Consider the following 17,857-nt stretch of genomic DNA (forward strand, 5'->3'; position numbering starts at 1 on the left):
TTGAACATTTTATTTTGAATCAAAAATTAAAGAAATAATAAGTCTCAATTTCAATAATTTTTAATTCGAGATAATCGTATAAAAAAATTTGCTGAATGTTAAAAAAATCGTGTGCGCCTCATATTTTTCCTCCTTGGGGTACCTATTCTATATTATAATAGTATTTTAATATTTTATAATTGTCAATTATCATTTTTTTCTAAATAACTTTCTTTATTTTAAAAATTTAGCTAATACTTACTAACGAAACAGAATAAATAATCCGACAAATAATATTTTTCTAATATAATTAATAGTAAAAAAAGAGAAAAAAAGCGTTCAATTTTAATTTATATGAGGGTGTAGGAGATACATTGATATAGAGTTAATTGGTTCGGATGAATTTGATGAAGACTCAAATCCAATCCCCTTTCCCTCTGCAACATCCGAATCTCTAATAAAGATAATCTCTATTCCTAGTGCTAATGCTTTTTCAATGACGAGATTAATGTTAATCAATAATGCATCTTTGTTTAGGACTGGATTTTCTTTTTCGCTACCGTCTATTAATTCTTGTTGAGCATCAATAACGAGCAAAGCTTGTTTCAATGAAAAACTCCTTTTCATATAAATTTTACTCTGTTCCACAAACTTTTCTTCAATATTATTCTTCATAATTCGCCCACTTTAACTTTTGAACTTATTTCGTTGTTAAATCATAAAATCCTCTTTTTCAACCTGGTATCATATGTAACTTTGTTATTCCACAATCGGGTGCTAATGGAATATCGCAAAGGAATTAGCCTCTCATGAAAGATAGAGGCTAATTGTATTTGACTAACATTAACTTTTTATCGGCTTAGCTTCCTGGATCACCATATCTTTTTTTGCTGACTCCTCCATTCTTGCTACAAGAGTTTGAATATAAGATTCTGTCAGTTTAGTAGGATAGTAGCCAAGCCGTTCCCGGACTAAGTTTTCAAGAACAAAGCATTTCCGTGTGACTTTTTCGTATTCACTAAAGGTGTATTCCTCTGCTTCTGTAAACCCGCCTGCTCCTTCTTTCATCGCTCGAATAAAGATGTACCGTCGATGGTAAAGGTCCGATCGTTCCTTTCGAGCAAATTTTAAAAGGAACAGCAGTTCAACGGTTGAAAGACACATTAGCTCAGGGGTGCTTTTGTTCAAATCAGAAAGAGAAGGCTGCGAAGAAGGTAAAAGGTTTTTCCTCTTTCCATTTTCCTGTACATCCTCATATTTCAGCTTCATCGTACAAAAATAGCAATAGTAATTATACTTATCAAGAAATTTAACTGGGCTTCCACAGTAGGCGCATGTTTTTATCCAGTATCATCCTTTCCTCTAATGTTAAGAATAGCAGTACCATCAAAATAATCGGGCCTATTATTTCCAATTACTTTAAGACCCTCGAAAGGGGTTATGTCGCAAAGAATTTAGGTTGCATTAGCAACCATCAAGCAGATTCGATGCCTGCTTTCATTAAGAAAATAATGAATGTTTTTTACCTCCATCCGTGAGCTTCACCGGCTAGAACATAGCCGGTGTTGTTAGTTTAATAAAGATCAATTCTGTGTTTTATTTAGTTTATCAAACTATTTCTATTACTTCTGTACGAATTAATGTTTTCAACTACCAAGTCACATTTATTGACCCTATCTAATTTGTAGTGCTCTTTACTATCAAGGTTTTTAGTAACCATTTTTTCTGCACGCTCTTCATTTCGGCAACTACAATCGATACCATTTGAAATCCTTTTGCAAAATAAACAACTTGAAAAACTTTCATACTTTTTCCACTCCTTTTATTAGAAATCTTTGGTTTAGGTTCGACATGTTCGATGTATCCTTTCACCGGCTGACCTGTCAGCCGGTGAAATTATTGCTTGTGATTGTATGAATGACAATTCTTTTAGTTTTCGTCTGCAAATTTTTCCTTTGTTTCTCCTAAAATATAATCTGCTGCTTTCTGTGCTTGAGCAGCTGCTTGTAAGACTAGACGGCTTTCTTTTTTCAAAGCTCGTAACCATGAATCGATATAGCTAGCGGTATTCTCTATAGTGCTGTTATCAATTCCGGCTACTCCGCACAACATTGCCGCACCCATTTCAGCGACTAACTCTTCCTTGGAATAAACTTCATCCCCAAACGCAACTCCTTCTGTCGTGATACCCGGTCGAGCTAAACGGCTTTGATGTCCGGTACTGTGCGTCATTTCGTGAAACAAAGTGCAATAATATTCCTCTGAAACCTTAAAATCTTTTATCCGAGGGCAATTGATTCGATCCCATGTTGGATAATAAACCGCCTTACCTGTATGAAACGTGTAATCTGGAGAATCGATATATCCTTTAAAAATTTCCTCCGCCTTTTCTATCGGGTCATGTTCAAAGGCTTCAATCCTTCTTTTACTCTCTAAGCCGGTACACTGTTTATTAATCTCCCAAACTCGATAATAAAAGGGTTTAGCAAAAGTCTTTTTCTCCTTTGTTTCATCGTCCTCCGTCTCTATCCAAAGCCAATAGACAATGATATGAGAATTTTTTAGTTCTTCTTTTTTGATTCGTCCACCAGCTTCTAAAATCTGTTTTTTGGAAGCATATTCTCCAGGTTCTACTAGAAAAATATTGATTCCTCGATATGGCTTTTGTGTTTTCCAGTTAACCGCGTTTGAATTGGTCCATGGCTGGCGCCACGGTACAACACCTTTTTCTAATTTTTCGATGATTTTTTCTGTAATGATTTCATAAACACTTTTTGTCATTTGCTTTTCCTCCTTGGATTTTCTAATAATTTTTGATTTTTTAAGATTTTCTTTTTCCTTTTGACTTGCGAAGCGAGTAAGTTCCCCAAAGGGGGATGATTTTTCCCCTTTTGCAAGTAGAACGAAAAACACACATAGACAATGGGTCAAGGGCGCTCTTCGCACAAAAAGTTTTTTGCTGTTGCGAAAGTGCCTTTAAGCAAAAAAGTTTTTTGCCCCTTGACCGATTGACTAGCTTTCTTAGCTTCTAGCCGGAAAGGTTCGGGTGTCCTGCCGGCTGGAAGGTTAGAAAGCTTGTGCTGTTTTACGATTCGGAAGGCAAAGGGAAAATCAACAATAAAAGCAGCCATTCTTTCGGCTGCTCTCCTTTTTGTCTATTATTCTTTTAATCTTTCCATCTTTTGATTTTCTTACTTTTCGGCTCGTTCGGTATGGCGGCGTTAGCCGTAAATTGAACAGGAACCTACGGAATGTTGGCGATAGCCGTACAGACCGTGGTTATCGGTCCATTTAGTGCCGAAGCGACACGTACAGGTTGACAGAAAGGGTGATTTTTTCCTTTCTGATCAGTCCGTAGTGCTGCCGACCAAAGTCTTTCTGTATGCTTTTAACCTTAAATTTTAACGTCATGATTTCTGAAGAAAAATCGCAGCCTTAAGGCTGCATGACTGATAAATAAACGAAAAGAGGATGTAGACATATCTAAAATTTTTATAACATACCCATTGAATAATAAGAACAAATGTTCTTATAATAAATAAAAAGGGGGATTTTTTAATGAAGAAAGATCATAAAGATCGTGGAATGAAGAAGTGGCATGGTTTTTTCATGCCGGAATCCATAAAATTGTTAAAGGATCTATGGAAGGATGATCAAAAAACTCCTAGGCCACTGCTAGATGAAATGAAAATAGAAGAGATGGAACAGCTATTATCTAATAGCATGGAAACCAAATTACTTTTAGAAATTACTACATGGAAAGACGGATTTTTTACTTCCCGTGTTGGATTTGTAATGAAAATTGATTCTTTAAATAAAAGAATTCAAATCCTAGATGAATTTGAATCCATCATTAATCTTGATTTCTTTTCCATAACCAATGTAAAGGTCAAATAAATACTTACCTTAAAAAGGTCAAACCTATAATTATTGCACTTCAATAGGAGGATTTTTTTTACATACATAGAAATAATTATAGACAAGTCATTAAATCGAGGGGGATTTGAATGGAGTTTTCAGTTCTCAATGCTTGGTTGCAATTTTTCTTGTTGATTATGTGTGGATGTCTAATTTTATTCATCGCAATGTTATTTATTTCCAACAAACACATAAAGAATAGATTAAAGCAAATGGAAGAAATCGATAAAAATGAAGTTAATATAACGAATTAAACGCTGAATTTTTTCATTGTTTGTGTTAATTATGAATTTAGCCCTTCCAGCAACATGTTGAGAACATATGCTCAAGCTGAGAAGGGCTCTTATATTGAGGAATAGAAACATAACAGATATCATCCACAATGAGAGGGTAATTATTTCAACATGTTCTCCTATCTCATATCTTTAAACGGAATTTACCTATACCAAATACTATGACAGTCACTAATGCATACCATCCGCTATTTACTATTACAGAAAGCGCCTACATTTTTCTGGGATTCTTGCAGAAAAGTTACCTATAAAATCAGGTATATAGACTTCACTTCATACACAATCAATAACCTTGTAATTTTTATGTGCTACAACTGTTCTGTTTCCTTTAATCTCCATTCCCGTTTTATTATCGGTTATATTTACAATGACTGAATTTTCATTTACCTTCTCCACGATCCCTTTAATTCCATTCTTAAAAAGGATATAATCCCCAAATTCTGCTATCTTTTTTGCCTTGAATATCATCTTTTTTCCCTCAAATCTAAAATGTTTATTTTTCTTAGATTTTATACCTTTGTAATTGTTTAATTTTATTTTATTGAGATGGTTTAAAACCATTGTATACAAAAAATTATTGATGGGCTTTATTCGCTAATAAAATTAATTCATCGAGACTTTTAATTATGATTTCTTTTTTTGATGGAGGAAAATCCGAAATGTTTTCAATGATTTTCCTTCTTTTTAGTTCCATTTGCTTCAAATTGTCTGTATCAATTCCATTTAGATTACAATTACTTTCTTCCCTCATCTCTATACTAAACTCCTATTCTTTTAACATTATATAATACTAATTTTTACAATTTTTAGATTATTATGTTATCTTTTCTTTTTATGGCCTAAACCATGGAAACTACTCTTAATTATTTAAATAAAAGCCAACCGTTTCTTGAGAATTAATTGCCGGCTTTTACTAGAGGAATACTTTGGTTCATCTACCATATCATATCTGGTTTACACTTTAATTAATGAAAAATAAAAGTTTGATAACAACGACTTAAATTAAACAAATCAGGTATAACAGGCCTCATAATTTGAAAGGTCACTGGTCTCTGGATTTGCGGATGTTAAATTCAAAGGGATATTTTCCTGTGGCATTCGAAGTATGATGGAAACTAAACAACCAATCCAAAAATATACAAAACTATAAAACTATATTTCTTTAAGTTGTGACCCGAAGCAATTATTTCTGAACAACCGTAACAACTTGCAGAATAAGCGGTAGAATTACCATTAATCCAAACCACATAATTATCAGTTTGTCTCGAAACATTCTCAACAGTCCTTTCGTATTGTATTATATTGGATAAATTCTATTACCAGTGACTCCTATTGGTAAAATTAAGGTAATCCAGTCCTAAAGTTGTTCAAACTTTTTTAGTTTTTAAGCATTTTCCGAACATCTCTATCCTGCTATTCCCTCTATTAACCCTGTTCCCATTCAATAAAAAACAAGGATGGTCAGAAAACGGGAACTTTGTTAGTATTTGTTAGCATCGATTTAGATGAAACTTACACTCTATGTATCTAGCGAGTCTGTTTTACACCAGATCCTCATTGTCAGTATTTATTTGACGAATACATGGTTACCAATAACGGCTATTACTTATTGTGTTTTCACTTAATCATAAAGACCTCCTGACAAATTAGCTCCATATTATCTTAACAAACATATATTTCATCCTGTTCTCAATTTGAAGATTCCTAGGTTACAGTACCTTAAGAAAAAAAGTCATTTACTTTAATACTAGTTTACTCAAATAATTAATCACCAATATTTGGATCTTTTTCTCGGTTAAGCATAGTATTTTATTTTCTTCCTTACAAAACAAACTGTGTACTTACATATCAATATTATTGACACCTCCTTTATTTAACCTGACTTAAACCTAAAGCCTTATATATTTACCATGATGTATATAGGACAAAAAAAGTCCTTATTTCTGAAGACAAAATCGCAGCCTTAAGGCTGCAAGACTAATAAAAAACTGAAGGGGATGTAGACATATCTAAAATTTTTGTCCATATCCCTTGTACAATTAGAACAAACGTTCTTATAATTAAATCAAAGGGAGAATTTTTTTAATGAATAAAGATCGTGGAATGAAGAAATGGCACGGCTTTTTCATGCCAGAAAACATAAAGATGTTGAAAGATCTTTGGCAGGATGATTAAAAAACTCCTAGTCCACTTCTGGATGAATTGAAAATAGAAGAGATGGAAATTCAAATTCATCCTGAATTTGAATCCATAATCAATATTGATTTCTTTTCCATTATCAATGTAAACGTTAAATAGTATGTTTTTCCTTTCTGATCAGTCCGTCGTGCAACCGCCCAAAGTCTTTCTGTATGGTTTTAATCAGATTTTAAAGTCCTTATTTGATGAAAAAGTTGCAGCCTTAAGGCTGTAGGATCAGCAAAAACTGTAGGGGATGAATAGAATTAAAAATTTTAGTACCATCCTCCTTGAACAATTAGAACATTCGATCCCAAAAGAGATAGAAGAGTATTTTGTTTTGAATTTACTGTCTATTTTATTATTAACATCACCAGCTTGTAGTTTTGAAAAGACTCATACTGAACTTCTATTCTACTTAGTATAAAAGTTAGTGAACTTACTAACTCTGAGTTTAAGGAAGTTGGAATAGGTCAAAACGAGAGTATGAAAAAAGGAGACTTTAAGAAATTTACTCTTCATTTTCAAATCTTCTTTTGAGATCTAGGGGTTGAATTTTAAATGTTCCTTACCATTATAAAACCATATTTCATCAAGGTTACGATCAGTGCCCCTGTCCAAAGAGCAGTCAAGTGCCCTGAAACAGTTGCGTAACCAGGCTCCTCTTCCCCTGATAACGGCCATAAGAATGTCCCACTTCTGCCCTGTTTTTTACCGGCGATAGTCACAAGATTTACCGCTTGTTGCCAACGCGTTTACCAATGGAGTATTGTCAAGAAAAATGGATTTACAATGTTAAGGATTTTGAGAGATAAAGAAAGTCTAATTCCTCCACATCTTTACCGAGGAATTAGACTACTAGTCTTCAAAAATCGCGCCCTTTAATAAAATGGCCTTATTTCTGAAGCAATGCTCATTAACTCGTTGTGTGGTTCTCTGGCTTGTTGTTATTAAACACTAATTGCCGGGCAGCTGGATGCCGCGCCAGCCGCTTACATAACATTGGCCATATTCATTATCACCCACAGCAACCACTGTGCCGTCCGATTTAAGCCCGACGGTATGGGCACAACCCGTCGCAATCGCCACAATATCGCGCCAATCACTTACATAATATTGGCCATACTCATTCCAACCCACCGCGACCGCCAAAATATCGCACCAGCCGCTTACATTACATTGGCGATACTGAAAATTCCATCCCCTAAAAATAGGAAATGCTATTTGCTTATACATTTTATCACTTAAAATGATGTATTTTTTCCTACTCTAAATAAAACATAAATATTGAATATATTACCAATTTATTAAACCGATAAACACTATCTATCTATTCAATAGATTACACAACATTGATTTGCAGTTATAAAAGACATAATATTTTAAATGTTAGTAATATTGAAGTGGAAGTAGGTGGAAAACCAATTTTTAGCAGAAATGAAATAGTGTTTAAAATCCAATTTGAGAGGATGTTGCCAGTTGGAAGTATGTTAAGTACTACATAGTGAAAACAAGGGTTTGTTGATTTTTCCGATGTGCAAAGGTTTTTATATGGAGATGTATAAAAAGAAAATAACAGGCGGGTGGAAATTAGTGGGTAAAAATAAAAAACGATTTGCGACAATATGTCTTTCCAGTGCTCTCGTTTTATCACCATTCTCGGGACTTCTATCAAATTCTTACTCTTCAACAGTTGCTCATGCACAAACGAAGGCACCAATCAAAGCACCAACTGAGCAATTACCAGCTAATCTCACTCCAGAACAGCTAGCAGCTTTCACAAAACTGCAAAGCATGAATGGAATCGTGGGTTTACAATTATCAAAAGATGTAAATTTGAAGAGTTCAGATGAAATTCCAGTTATTGTTGAATTCAAACAACGTCCGGCTAAATTAGCGGTAATCGATGCAGCATCAAAAGGGAAAAAGTTGTCTGTAACAGAAGCAAAAAAACAAGTGGATGCTTCACATGATACCTTTAAAAATGATTTGGCAACGATCTTTGCGTCTAAAGGGGCAAAAAAGGGTGCTTCACCTTCTTACAAGGTAAATAGATCCTATAAACATGCGTTCAATGGTGTAGCTATGAAACTACCAGCCAACCAAGTTCAATCCTTATTAAACTCAATGGAAGTTAAAGCTGTTTACAGTGATCTACAGGTAAAAGTTGAGCAACCGGTAAAAGCGAAAGCGTCAGATGTTGGAACCATGGGATTAGGAATGTCAGATGAGCTTTCCTTCCTTCAAGTTGATAAGCTTCATGACGAAGGGTACACAGGAAAAGGCGTTAAGGTGGGAGTGATCGATACAGGTATTGACTATAACCATCCTGATTTAAAAGGCGCCTATAAAGGTGGATATGACTTTGTCGATAATGATGCCGATCCGATGGAAACGACCTATGAAGATTGGGTAAAAGCAGGTAAGCCATCCGATGCCAAGTCATACATGACCACTCACGGAACTCATGTATCAGGAACGATTGCCGGACAAGGAAAAAATAATAGTAAATATGCAACGACAGGAATCGCTCCAGACGCTGATCTTTATGCTTACCGAGTTTTAGGACCATATGGAGGAGGATACTATTCTTCTATTTTGGCCGGAATTGATAAAGCAATTGAAGATGGCATGGACGTCATTAACATGTCATTAGGTGGAAATACAAATGACCCGTGGGATCCTATCAGTTTAGCAGCTGACAACGCTGTTTTACTTGGAGTCACAGCAGTAATAGCAGCAGGAAACGCCGGCAATCAAATGTACACTTTAGGAAGCCCAGGTACCGCATCATTAGCGCTCACGGTGGGTGCAAGTAATGTCCCAAGAACCATTCCCACTTTTAAAGGCTCACTTGCAGCTGGACAAAAGGCAGTGGGTGTAAATTTACAACTATTCGCGTTCGGATTTGGAGATGACATTACGAAGTTTAAAGGTCAAACACTCCCAGTTGTTGATGTCGGAATGGGAAGGACCGAGGATTTTTTTAATAAAGATGTAAAAGGAAAGATAGCCCTAATAAGCCGAGGAGATTTCGGTATGGATTTTAAAATTAATTTTGCGAAACAAAACGGTGCAGCTGCGGTCCTTTTATATAATAATAATCCGACAGAAGGGCAGATACCTTATTATTTTGCAGAGGGAAAAGATTTTATATCTACATTCTCCTTAACACAAGCAGACGGATTAGCGTTAAAACAACAAGTGGAAGCAGGCTACACAAACTTCAACTTTGGTGAGATGTCAGAAATAAAAACACAGGGAGATCAATTAGCAGATTTCAGCTCCCGCGGACCATCCCATAACACTTACGAAATCAAACCAGAAGTCACTGCCCCAGGAGTAGATGTACTATCTACTGCTGCATCCGACGTAGTCAACGATGGGCAAGGGGACAATTATCAATATGCTTACGAACGGATGTCTGGTACTTCGATGGCAACTCCGAATGTTGCTGGCATTGCAGCGCTGTTATTGCAAGCAAAACCTGGTTTGCAGCCTGAAGATGTAAAGTCCATTTTAATGAATACAGCAGATCCGCTAAGTAATCCTTACAGTGTGTTTGAAGTTGGTGCAGGACGAGTTGATCCTTATAAAGCGATCCATTCTGATATGGAAATCAAAGTTATGGACACTACCCCAATATTAAAAAGTGGAGGGAAGGAAACATTCATTGATGATAATTCGGGCGGCATCAGCTTTGGACAACTCTATGATCCAGGCCAAGATATCGTTGATTCAAAAACGGTTGTGATGAAAAACAACGGAACTACTGCCAAAACATATGATGTTAAGGTACAATTTCAAACCGGTCTAAGAGGATCGAAAGATGCAGCGAAGAATGGTGTGAAGGTCGAAACGGCAACTTCTGTCCAACTAAAAGGGGGAGAACAAAAGAAAATTTTAGATTCTCTCTACATTCCAAAAACAGCAGAAAAGGGATTTTATGAAGGATATGTGGTGTATTCAAATAAAGACAATCCATCTGAAACATATAAAGTTCCATTCGGCTTCTCTTACGAAAATGCACCAGCATTTAATACTTTCAAAATAAAAACACATTCAGGAACTTCATCAATTCTTGCGAATGGAAATCCATACGAATCTTGGCCCCAAATAATTGTAAATGTAACATCACATGTAAAATGGGTTACTTTGATGATTGTTGACCCAGAAACAAACGAATATATTGGGGAACTAACTAGTACTCGCGGTGATAAGCTAGAGCCAAACAAAGATTCTCTATCGGGTTGGATGGGATATTATATACCGTTTTTACGGAATCAAAAAAAACCATCCTCTAGTGATATCAATGATTTATTTTCTTCCCTAGCCTCTCGAATGGATCATTTGAAACCAGGCAAATATAAAATAAAGGCTTTTGGAATAACTGAGCAAGGTCAAGCGTTTACAGCTAAAAATGAAGAGTACTTTTTTATTGACAATGCTGCACCAGAATTTAAGTATAACCTGCCAAAAGGAGTATATGAATATGAAGCAGGCCAAAAATCGGTATCCTTTTCAGGGTCTATTTACGCCAATGTTATCAATGAAATGAAGACTGCCGGCTTGAATGTCTCACAAGCTGACAATAGAGTTGGGTATACCTACAACCAACCAAAGGATTTTAGTCCTTACCTAGACAAAGTCATTTCACTTAATTCAGATGGAACATTTGCAGGAACTATACCAATGAATGAATCCGTCCCGATTCTCCCGGTTCGTTTCATGGCTCAAAGTATATCGGGAGCTGGGCATTACCCAGATATGCCAACAACTTATTTTGTAAAAAAAGGAACACAGTATGTAGCAGCAAAACCGAATAACCAAGAGATAAAAATGGGTGATTCGGTAACTTACACATTGACAATGAATAACGCAAATAAGTTGAAGGATCAAACCTTTACATTCGATTATCTAGGTGATTACTTTGATATTGAAAGCGTCACTGTCAATCCAGAGCTACAGAAAAAGGCCACAGTAGAACTAAATGATGAAGAATTACAAGGAAGCGGGGTAAATAAAAAGCATCGTATTCATATAGCTGTTAAGGATGCAGGCCAAAGTATTGATGGAACCCTTCCAGTGGTAGATGTCACCATGAAAGTAAAGGATGACCTCTATTATGATGGCGAAATAGATCTTAAGAATCTTACATCGTCCTATATAAATACTAACGGGGATACAGTATCGGTTCCAAGTGTATCTGTCGAGTCCTATGTAATCCCAACATTTTCGGAAGTACTAGTGGGAATAGGAGAAGAAGCCCTTCCTTTAGATGTGGATTTTGCAAAGGCAGGTGCAACAGCATTTGTTACGGATGAAAACAACCAAAAATATCAAGGAACAGTTATGAATGTAGATGGAGGCTATTTGGTTTCCCACTTTAGGCTGCCGGTAACAAAAAAAGAGCTTACTTATCATATTCAAGTGCCAGGTGATTTTGAATTTAGTGCCCCATTTACTATTTATAAACAAAATGGAGACACCATTCAAGGTGAAAGTGACAATTTGCCTAATTTTGAGATTATGCATTCTGGTGATGCAAATGGAGACCAAGTCATTGATATTATGGATGCAGTATTCCTGAAACAACACTGGGGTACGAATACACGCAGTGCAGATTTCAACTTTGATGGTATAGTCGACATGAAGGATTTTGCCTTTATAGAAAATAATTTCTTATTGGTAAATAGGAATGCGACCAACCCGCTAACACCAAAAGACCGGTACAAAGGGCAGACATTGGAAAGTATCAAAAAAGAATTAGGTCTTAACTAGGAAGAGCAGCTTTCTTTAAATGCAAACCCGAACAACAGACACTAAAAGGGTCTGTTGTTCGGGTTCTTTTTATGCTTTTTTCGGTATGGAAAAGGTTTAAAAGTACTTCTTTTGTTTAAATGTGTGCTCATTTTCCTCTCTGTAAAGTATTTTTTTATATCATTCAGGATTTGCACAGTTTATATAACGTACACATGGATCACCAGGGATGTTTTCATGAATACGGAGTACCTAGTTGATTGTGGAAAGGGTGGAGATCAAGATACATCAAAGGTATCTTTTCTCGATATTCTTTTGGTGTACATAATGTTTTCTTTACAAAGTTGCGATTGAATGATCGAATGTTTTCAAAACCACAGAGATAAGCAATTTCAGTTATATTTTTTTCCGTAGTTCTTAGCAGATGACAAGCATAGCTAATCCTAGTTCCATTTAAAAAATCTGCAAAAGACGTTTTAACACTAGCATTAAAATATTTCGATAAATAATTATAGCTATAACCTAATGTAACGGCGATACTATTTAAAGAAATGGCTTCCGTAAAATGATCCTGTATATAGGTTAGCATGGTGTGGAGCAACTGTGAGTCTTTTTTTTCCGCTTTAATTAGCGTAGTTTGTGACATTAGCTCAGATAGTAATAAATAGAGGCTTGCTTTTTGCTCTAGTAGATTTAAGTTATCTTTAAAGAGTGTTCTAGAAATAAGTGTTTTTGTCTCCAAGGATAGGTTAAAAATGGGTTTTTCCAGGGAACTAGTTTCTATCATCCTTTGAAATGTTGGAATATAATCTGGTGAAAAGATACATATTTTAGCCCTGGAATGAGATTTTGTAACGATCGAATGAATTTCATTCGGTAATATTAATAAGTATTGTCCAGTATGTAAAGGAAAACATCTTTGTTCAATCATTACTTCCATTTCCCCATCAACGACAAATATTAATTCAAAACAACGATGGAGGTGGCTTGGAAAGTTTAAATTATGACATCATAGTTTGAAATTAGATCAAAATGGTGTGATTCATATATTAACATTTTAGATTGACTCTCTCGAAAAGGATAAATTTTGTCTAGGATTATATAAGTTTTATCTTGTTGTGTCAAACGAAAAAATGATAAGTTTACCAATATAAGATAAAAAGAATTTGGTCTCATTTCTCTTGGTTATGGTATCAAATTCTCAGATGTAACTTTGGGGCTCCCTTTTGTATCCGATCATCATGTTTCCGATGATTAGAATACCAGGGTCTTGTTTTTAAATCTATATCAATCCTATTCTTAAAACAATCATATAAAAAAAGGAGATCACTATGGAAAAACTCAGAATTGGTATGGTCGGCTATAAATTTATGGGTAAGGCACACAGTCATGCCTACCGGGATCTTCCGCTTTTTTTCCCGAAGACGGTTCATCCTGAAATGAAGGTAATTTGCGGCCGTGATAAAAACGGTGTGGCTGCTGCCGCCAAGCAATTCGGCTGGGAGGAATATATTACCGACTGGAAGAGTCTCTTAGAAAGAGATGATATTGACTTAATCGATATCAATGCACCGAGTGATGTACATAAAGACATAGCGATTGCTGCGGCACAGGCTGGAAAGCATGTTTTTTGCGAAAAACCGTTAGCGATTACATTGAAGGATTCTAGAGAAATGCTTGAAGCTGTTGAGACTACTGGAGTCAAACATATGGTTGGATTTAACTATCGCTTTGCGCCTGCTGTAATGCTGGCTAAACAGCTACTAGATGAAGGCAAGTTAGGTGAAATCTATCATTTCCGCGCCTGGTTTTTACAAGATTGGCTCGTGGATCCAAACTTCCCTCTAGCCTGGAGACTTCAGAAAGAAATTGCAGGTTCAGGTTCTCACGGAGACCTTGGGGCTCATCTGATCGATTTGGCTCACTACCTTATTGGCGATATTACCGAAGTTATTGGTATGAACGAAACGTTTATTAAAGAACGGCCCATTCCTTCTCAGATGACCGGCTTATCAGCAAAAGGCAGCAATAGTGATGAAAAAGGCGAAGTAACGGTGGATGACGCTACCCTTTTCATGGCTCGTTTTTCTAACGGGGCATTAGGAAGCTTTGAAGCGACACGTTTTGCTGCAGGACATCGCTGTACGAATTCTTTTGAAATCAACGGAAGTAAAGGCAGTGTCATCTTCGACTTTGAACGTATGAATGAGCTGCAGGTTTATTTCACGGATGACAGGAAGGATGTACAAGGCTTCCGCCGCGTATTAGCAACTGACCCTGCTCACGCTTTTGCGCAAAACTGGTGGCCTCCAGGACATACAATCGGCTATGAGCATACGTTTATTCACGAAGTGGTTGAACTTATGGAGTCTTTCCGTGAGAATCGTCAGCCTGTTCCAAACTTCCTTGATGGCGTAAAGTGTCAAGAAGTTTTGGAAGCGGTTGATTTATCAATTGAGAAACGCCAATGGATCCGAATTTCTGACGTCTAAACTAAAACTATAAAGGAGTACCTTTTCCATGAAAAAAAGTGCATTGATCGTTTGGGGCGGATGGGACGGCCATCAGCCTGAGCAGGTAGCAGAAATTTTTAAAGGAATCCTTGAGGAAGAAAATTTCCAAGTAGAGGTATCAAATTCACTTGACTCTTATGCAGACAAGGAAAAGCTAAAATCATTGGATTTAATCATTCCCCACTGGACAATGGGTGAAATTGAAAAAAAGTATGTCTTAAATATTTCTGAAGCAGTAGCAGCTGGTGTTGGTTTAGCTGGCTGTCACGGTGGAATGTGTGACTCTTTCCGGAACAATGTAGACTGGCAATTTATGACTGGCGGTAATTGGGTTGCCCATCCTGGAAATAATGGTGTGGAATACATGGTCAACATCAAGCATTCCTCAAGTCCGCTATTACAGGGTCTTTCTGATTTTAAAGTTGTTAGTGAGCAATATTATCTTCATTACGATCCAGCCGTTGAAATATTAGCTACCACCCGCTTTCCAATTGCTGACGGCCCCCATGCTGCTAATAAAACCGTTGATATGCCTGTAGTTTGGACCAAACGATGGGGTCTTGGAAATGTGTTTTATAATTCATTAGGCCATCAGGCGAACATCGTTGCCATGCCTGAAGTTTCGCTTATTATGCGCCGTGGATTTTTATGGGCCTCTGAAGGAAAGAAAACGAAGTGAATCCGTTCTTTTTTAGATAGTTAGATTAGCAGCCAAAACAGGTTATACCAGTAACTGGTATAACCTGTTTTTCGTCAATATTGACCTTATTTGCAGCTCATGTCTTGAGAAGATTAAGTTGTGGTAGCGTCGTCAGTGAAAAAGCGACAGGTACGATCTGAAAGAAAGGGCTCTCGTTCTTTCTTTTAGCCCTTGGTTCGTCTATTTATACAATTTTTTGTAATGTTTTAGGGGGTTTTGTCAGATGTATTCCAATCACTTAAAATTTTTCGCATAATAATAATTGCGAGGAAACTACAATTTATCGAATTAAACAGTTAAAGAGAATCAGGGGAATGTATGATGGTTATCGAGATGAAGGAACTAGAGGACCGGATCAATCAGATGAGAAAGATGTTGATCCTAATTGCGGGGAACACTGGATTAAATAGCAATGACACCCTTTGTTACAGTCAGAAATTGGACGAGCTCATCACGATGTATCAAAAAAGTAAAAATCAGCAACATACAGAAGTTTGATTAAAAGTCCTGTATTTTCACAACTGAATACGGGAATTTTTTTTAATTTTCATTTGATGGTTACATAGTAAAAGTTCCAAGATGGTACCAAACCATCCTTTATTACGTTACATGTTACGTAAAATGAATAAAATCCTCTAGAGCCTTTTGATCGACTATCTGTTCAAAGTCGCATGGTTGCTCTAATGTAATCCCCCTGTCACTTGCAACTGAAATAAGTAAACCTAGTTCATAATACATATTTTTCGTTAATAATCCTTTTTCAATGTTTTTCATTATTTCATCATAAAAAGCAATTAAAAAATCAGTAGGTAACTTTTCATAAAAATCCATATTTACATCTCCCATTATTAAAAAATGTAGGAAAACCTATTGGACAAACAAGAATCACCTTCCTCCATTATAAATAAGTGATTGTAAAATATTTGTCGATTTAACCGAATATTTATAATAATCAAATAATTTTTTATCTTTTATTAGTGTTAGGAAATAGCTTAGCGGACATTTTCGGATTTTTTCAATTAAACCTCATGAAAATTCTTGAAATGAGATTCTGGCACAGTGCAAGTATAAAACATTTTTATGCTTCATCCCTGCATAGCATGGAATGAAGCCGTCTTGTTGGGACTCAATGTCCCTAAACAAGACGAACTACCACAAAAAAACGTTTAAAAATAAAGAAGAGGGCGAACCCTCTCCTTCGGATCTTACATTTTACCTTCTGCTTTCAAGCTGTAGTATTCAGCATCGGCATTCACAATCAGGTGATCCAAAACCTCGATACCTAGAATCTTACCTGCTTCTACCAATCTTCTCGTTACCTCTAAATCTTCTCTAGAGGGTTGAACATTCTGTGATGGATGCTGGTGACAGACAATGATCGATGCGCAATTATTCAAGATGGCTGACTTGAACACCTCTCTTCATGTATTCCGTTTCATACCATAACAAAAGCCCTTCTCATTGGGATGGGCTTGACGGGTTCACTTTTAAGGTGTAAATAAGGAAGAGACAGGTCAAAACGCTGACTCATTAGCAGGGTTTTCCCTACTAAATTCTCAAGACAAATCACGTATGGACTTAACGACTGGAATTGGTTTGATAAAGTATTGACAATCGAGGATATCGGCGACAGTCATTGGGGGAAAAAAAGCATTTTGGGTAGGCAATCAAGGCTATTGGCGACCTTGATTGGGGAAACACACTAAAAGGCACCAGAAGAAACAAGCTGGTACTTTTGCTCCCTTCTTCCACCAAATTCGGGGCGTGACAGGCACTATATGTGCTGAATCCAAAGATGAAATAAACCTTCTGATACACCTAAATGGTACAAATAATAAAAGCCAAATACCGTACTTATCACACCTGTAATTTGGGCGAACGCCTTATGAATCAATGCCCTATTTGAGAACATGACAAAGGGGATTCCAAGGATCGTCGTAAAACAAAGCATACTGATAATGGTTCCTAAACCAAATTCCAAAATATAGAGAACCCCTCCCCAAACCGTATGTACTGTACTGATTGTCAATAATACCATTGCCGCACTCCCTGCCAGTCCGTGGACAAAACCCATAAAAAGAGATTTCACATAGAGTGTACCCTTATATCGATGAACATGGTCATGCGGCGCCTGGAATCCGTGATTTCCGGCACGATGAATACGGCTGTTTTTATATCGAATAACGGCTGATAAACCTAAATAAACGAGCATAATTCCTACAATACATTCAAGTGGCATGGCCCATATCTCAGGGATTTCTCCCTTCAGTAAAATAACTGCCAACCCTACAAAACACAGAGTGGCTGTGTGCCCAATCCCCCAAAATATTCCTGTTAAAGAAGATTTCCATAATTTTTTACTCTGACTAGCAATAGTCGAGACCGCGATGACATGATCCGGTTCCATTGCATGTTTTAATCCAAGAAGAAACCCTAAACTTAAAATCGAAACTAATTCTCCCACCAATATCCCTCCTGCACAATCCTTAACAACAATGCATCCTTCTTTTCCAAGA

15 protein-coding genes and 3 pseudogenes are annotated in these 17,857 nt (G+C 36.5%); 5 read left to right on the plus strand and 13 right to left on the minus strand.

Annotated elements, in window-relative coordinates; translation table 11 throughout:
* Window positions 1-324 precede the first annotated feature (324 nt).
* The 4 genes from KW850_RS34345 to KW850_RS25570 form a co-directional block, all read right to left on the minus strand.
* Window positions 325-654: a cysteine hydrolase family protein gene (locus KW850_RS34345; RefSeq protein ID WP_374226388.1), complete on the minus strand. Its 330-nt coding sequence runs from the start codon at window positions 652-654 to the stop codon at window positions 325-327.
* Between the two features lie 168 nt (window positions 655-822).
* Complete coding sequence (locus KW850_RS25560; protein ID WP_256358453.1) at window positions 823-1,248, minus strand: hypothetical protein; 426 nt, start codon at window positions 1,246-1,248, stop codon at window positions 823-825.
* Between the two features lie 660 nt (window positions 1,249-1,908).
* Window positions 1,909-2,760 carry an ArdC family protein gene (locus KW850_RS25565; RefSeq protein ID WP_098934519.1) on the minus strand — a complete coding sequence of 284 codons (852 nt, stop codon included), beginning with the start codon at window positions 2,758-2,760 and terminating at the stop codon, window positions 1,909-1,911.
* 146 nt (window positions 2,761-2,906) lie between these two features.
* Window positions 2,907-3,110 carry a hypothetical protein gene (locus KW850_RS25570; protein ID WP_218350581.1) on the minus strand — a complete coding sequence of 68 codons (204 nt, stop codon included), beginning with the start codon at window positions 3,108-3,110 and terminating at the stop codon, window positions 2,907-2,909.
* 427 nt (window positions 3,111-3,537) lie between these two features.
* Here KW850_RS25570 and KW850_RS25575 point away from each other — a divergent pair, with 427 nt between their 5' ends.
* Window positions 3,538-3,876 (plus strand): YolD-like family protein, encoded by a 339-nt coding sequence (locus KW850_RS25575; RefSeq protein ID WP_218350582.1) that lies wholly within the window; start codon window positions 3,538-3,540, stop codon window positions 3,874-3,876.
* Window positions 3,877-4,463: 587 nt separating this feature from the next.
* Here KW850_RS25575 and KW850_RS25580 read toward each other — a convergent pair.
* From KW850_RS25580 to KW850_RS25595, 4 genes and pseudogenes are all read right to left on the minus strand, one after another.
* Window positions 4,464-4,658, minus strand: coding sequence for a DUF2187 family protein (locus KW850_RS25580; RefSeq protein ID WP_218350583.1), 195 nt, complete (start codon window positions 4,656-4,658; stop codon window positions 4,464-4,466).
* Window positions 4,659-4,764: 106 nt separating this feature from the next.
* Complete coding sequence (locus KW850_RS25585) at window positions 4,765-4,941, minus strand: hypothetical protein (RefSeq protein ID WP_218350584.1); 177 nt, start codon at window positions 4,939-4,941, stop codon at window positions 4,765-4,767.
* A gap of 1,984 nt (window positions 4,942-6,925) precedes the next feature.
* On the minus strand, window positions 6,926-7,096 hold the full coding sequence (locus KW850_RS25590) for a hypothetical protein (RefSeq protein WP_218350585.1): 171 nt from the start codon (window positions 7,094-7,096) through the stop codon (window positions 6,926-6,928).
* Between the two features lie 229 nt (window positions 7,097-7,325).
* Window positions 7,326-7,565: pseudogene (locus KW850_RS25595) on the minus strand (hypothetical protein); the annotation flags it as partial.
* 396 nt (window positions 7,566-7,961) lie between these two features.
* Between KW850_RS25595 and KW850_RS25600 the strand changes: the two are divergent.
* Entirely contained in the window at window positions 7,962-12,149 is a 4,188-nt protein-coding gene (locus tag KW850_RS25600; protein ID WP_218350587.1) for a S8 family serine peptidase, read from the plus strand.
* Between the two features lie 214 nt (window positions 12,150-12,363).
* Here KW850_RS25600 and KW850_RS34090 read toward each other — a convergent pair whose 3' ends face one another.
* On the minus strand, window positions 12,364-12,774 hold the full coding sequence (locus KW850_RS34090) for a helix-turn-helix domain-containing protein (protein ID WP_374226389.1): 411 nt from the start codon (window positions 12,772-12,774) through the stop codon (window positions 12,364-12,366).
* Between the two features lie 51 nt (window positions 12,775-12,825).
* Window positions 12,826-13,119 (minus strand): annotated as a pseudogene (locus KW850_RS33550) (cupin domain-containing protein); the annotation flags it as partial.
* Between the two features lie 340 nt (window positions 13,120-13,459).
* On the opposite strand from KW850_RS33550, the gene KW850_RS25610 reads away from it, so the two are divergent.
* The 3 genes from KW850_RS25610 to KW850_RS25620 all read left to right on the plus strand — a co-directional run bounded on the left by KW850_RS25610 (window position 13,460) and on the right by KW850_RS25620 (window position 15,839).
* Window positions 13,460-14,620 (plus strand): Gfo/Idh/MocA family protein, encoded by a 1,161-nt coding sequence (locus KW850_RS25610; protein WP_218350589.1) that lies wholly within the window; start codon window positions 13,460-13,462, stop codon window positions 14,618-14,620.
* A gap of 28 nt (window positions 14,621-14,648) precedes the next feature.
* Complete coding sequence (locus tag KW850_RS25615) at window positions 14,649-15,320, plus strand: ThuA domain-containing protein (protein ID WP_218350590.1); 672 nt, start codon at window positions 14,649-14,651, stop codon at window positions 15,318-15,320.
* Between the two features lie 342 nt (window positions 15,321-15,662).
* Window positions 15,663-15,839 (plus strand): aspartyl-phosphate phosphatase Spo0E family protein, encoded by a 177-nt coding sequence (locus tag KW850_RS25620; RefSeq protein ID WP_218350591.1) that lies wholly within the window; start codon window positions 15,663-15,665, stop codon window positions 15,837-15,839.
* Between the two features lie 114 nt (window positions 15,840-15,953).
* Here KW850_RS25620 and KW850_RS25625 read toward each other — a convergent pair whose 3' ends face one another.
* From KW850_RS25625 to KW850_RS25635, 3 genes and pseudogenes are all read right to left on the minus strand, one after another.
* Entirely contained in the window at window positions 15,954-16,172 is a 219-nt protein-coding gene (locus KW850_RS25625) for a hypothetical protein (protein ID WP_218350592.1), read from the minus strand.
* Window positions 16,173-16,546: 374 nt separating this feature from the next.
* Window positions 16,547-16,762 (minus strand): annotated as a pseudogene (locus KW850_RS25630) (JAB domain-containing protein); the annotation flags it as partial.
* A gap of 353 nt (window positions 16,763-17,115) precedes the next feature.
* A complete protein-coding gene (locus KW850_RS25635) occupies window positions 17,116-17,748 on the minus strand; it encodes an urease accessory protein UreH domain-containing protein (protein ID WP_374226390.1) in 633 nt (210 codons plus the stop codon).
* Between the last annotated feature and the right edge of the window lie 109 nt (window positions 17,749-17,857).

The organism is Bacillus sp. sid0103 (genome assembly GCF_019219025.1).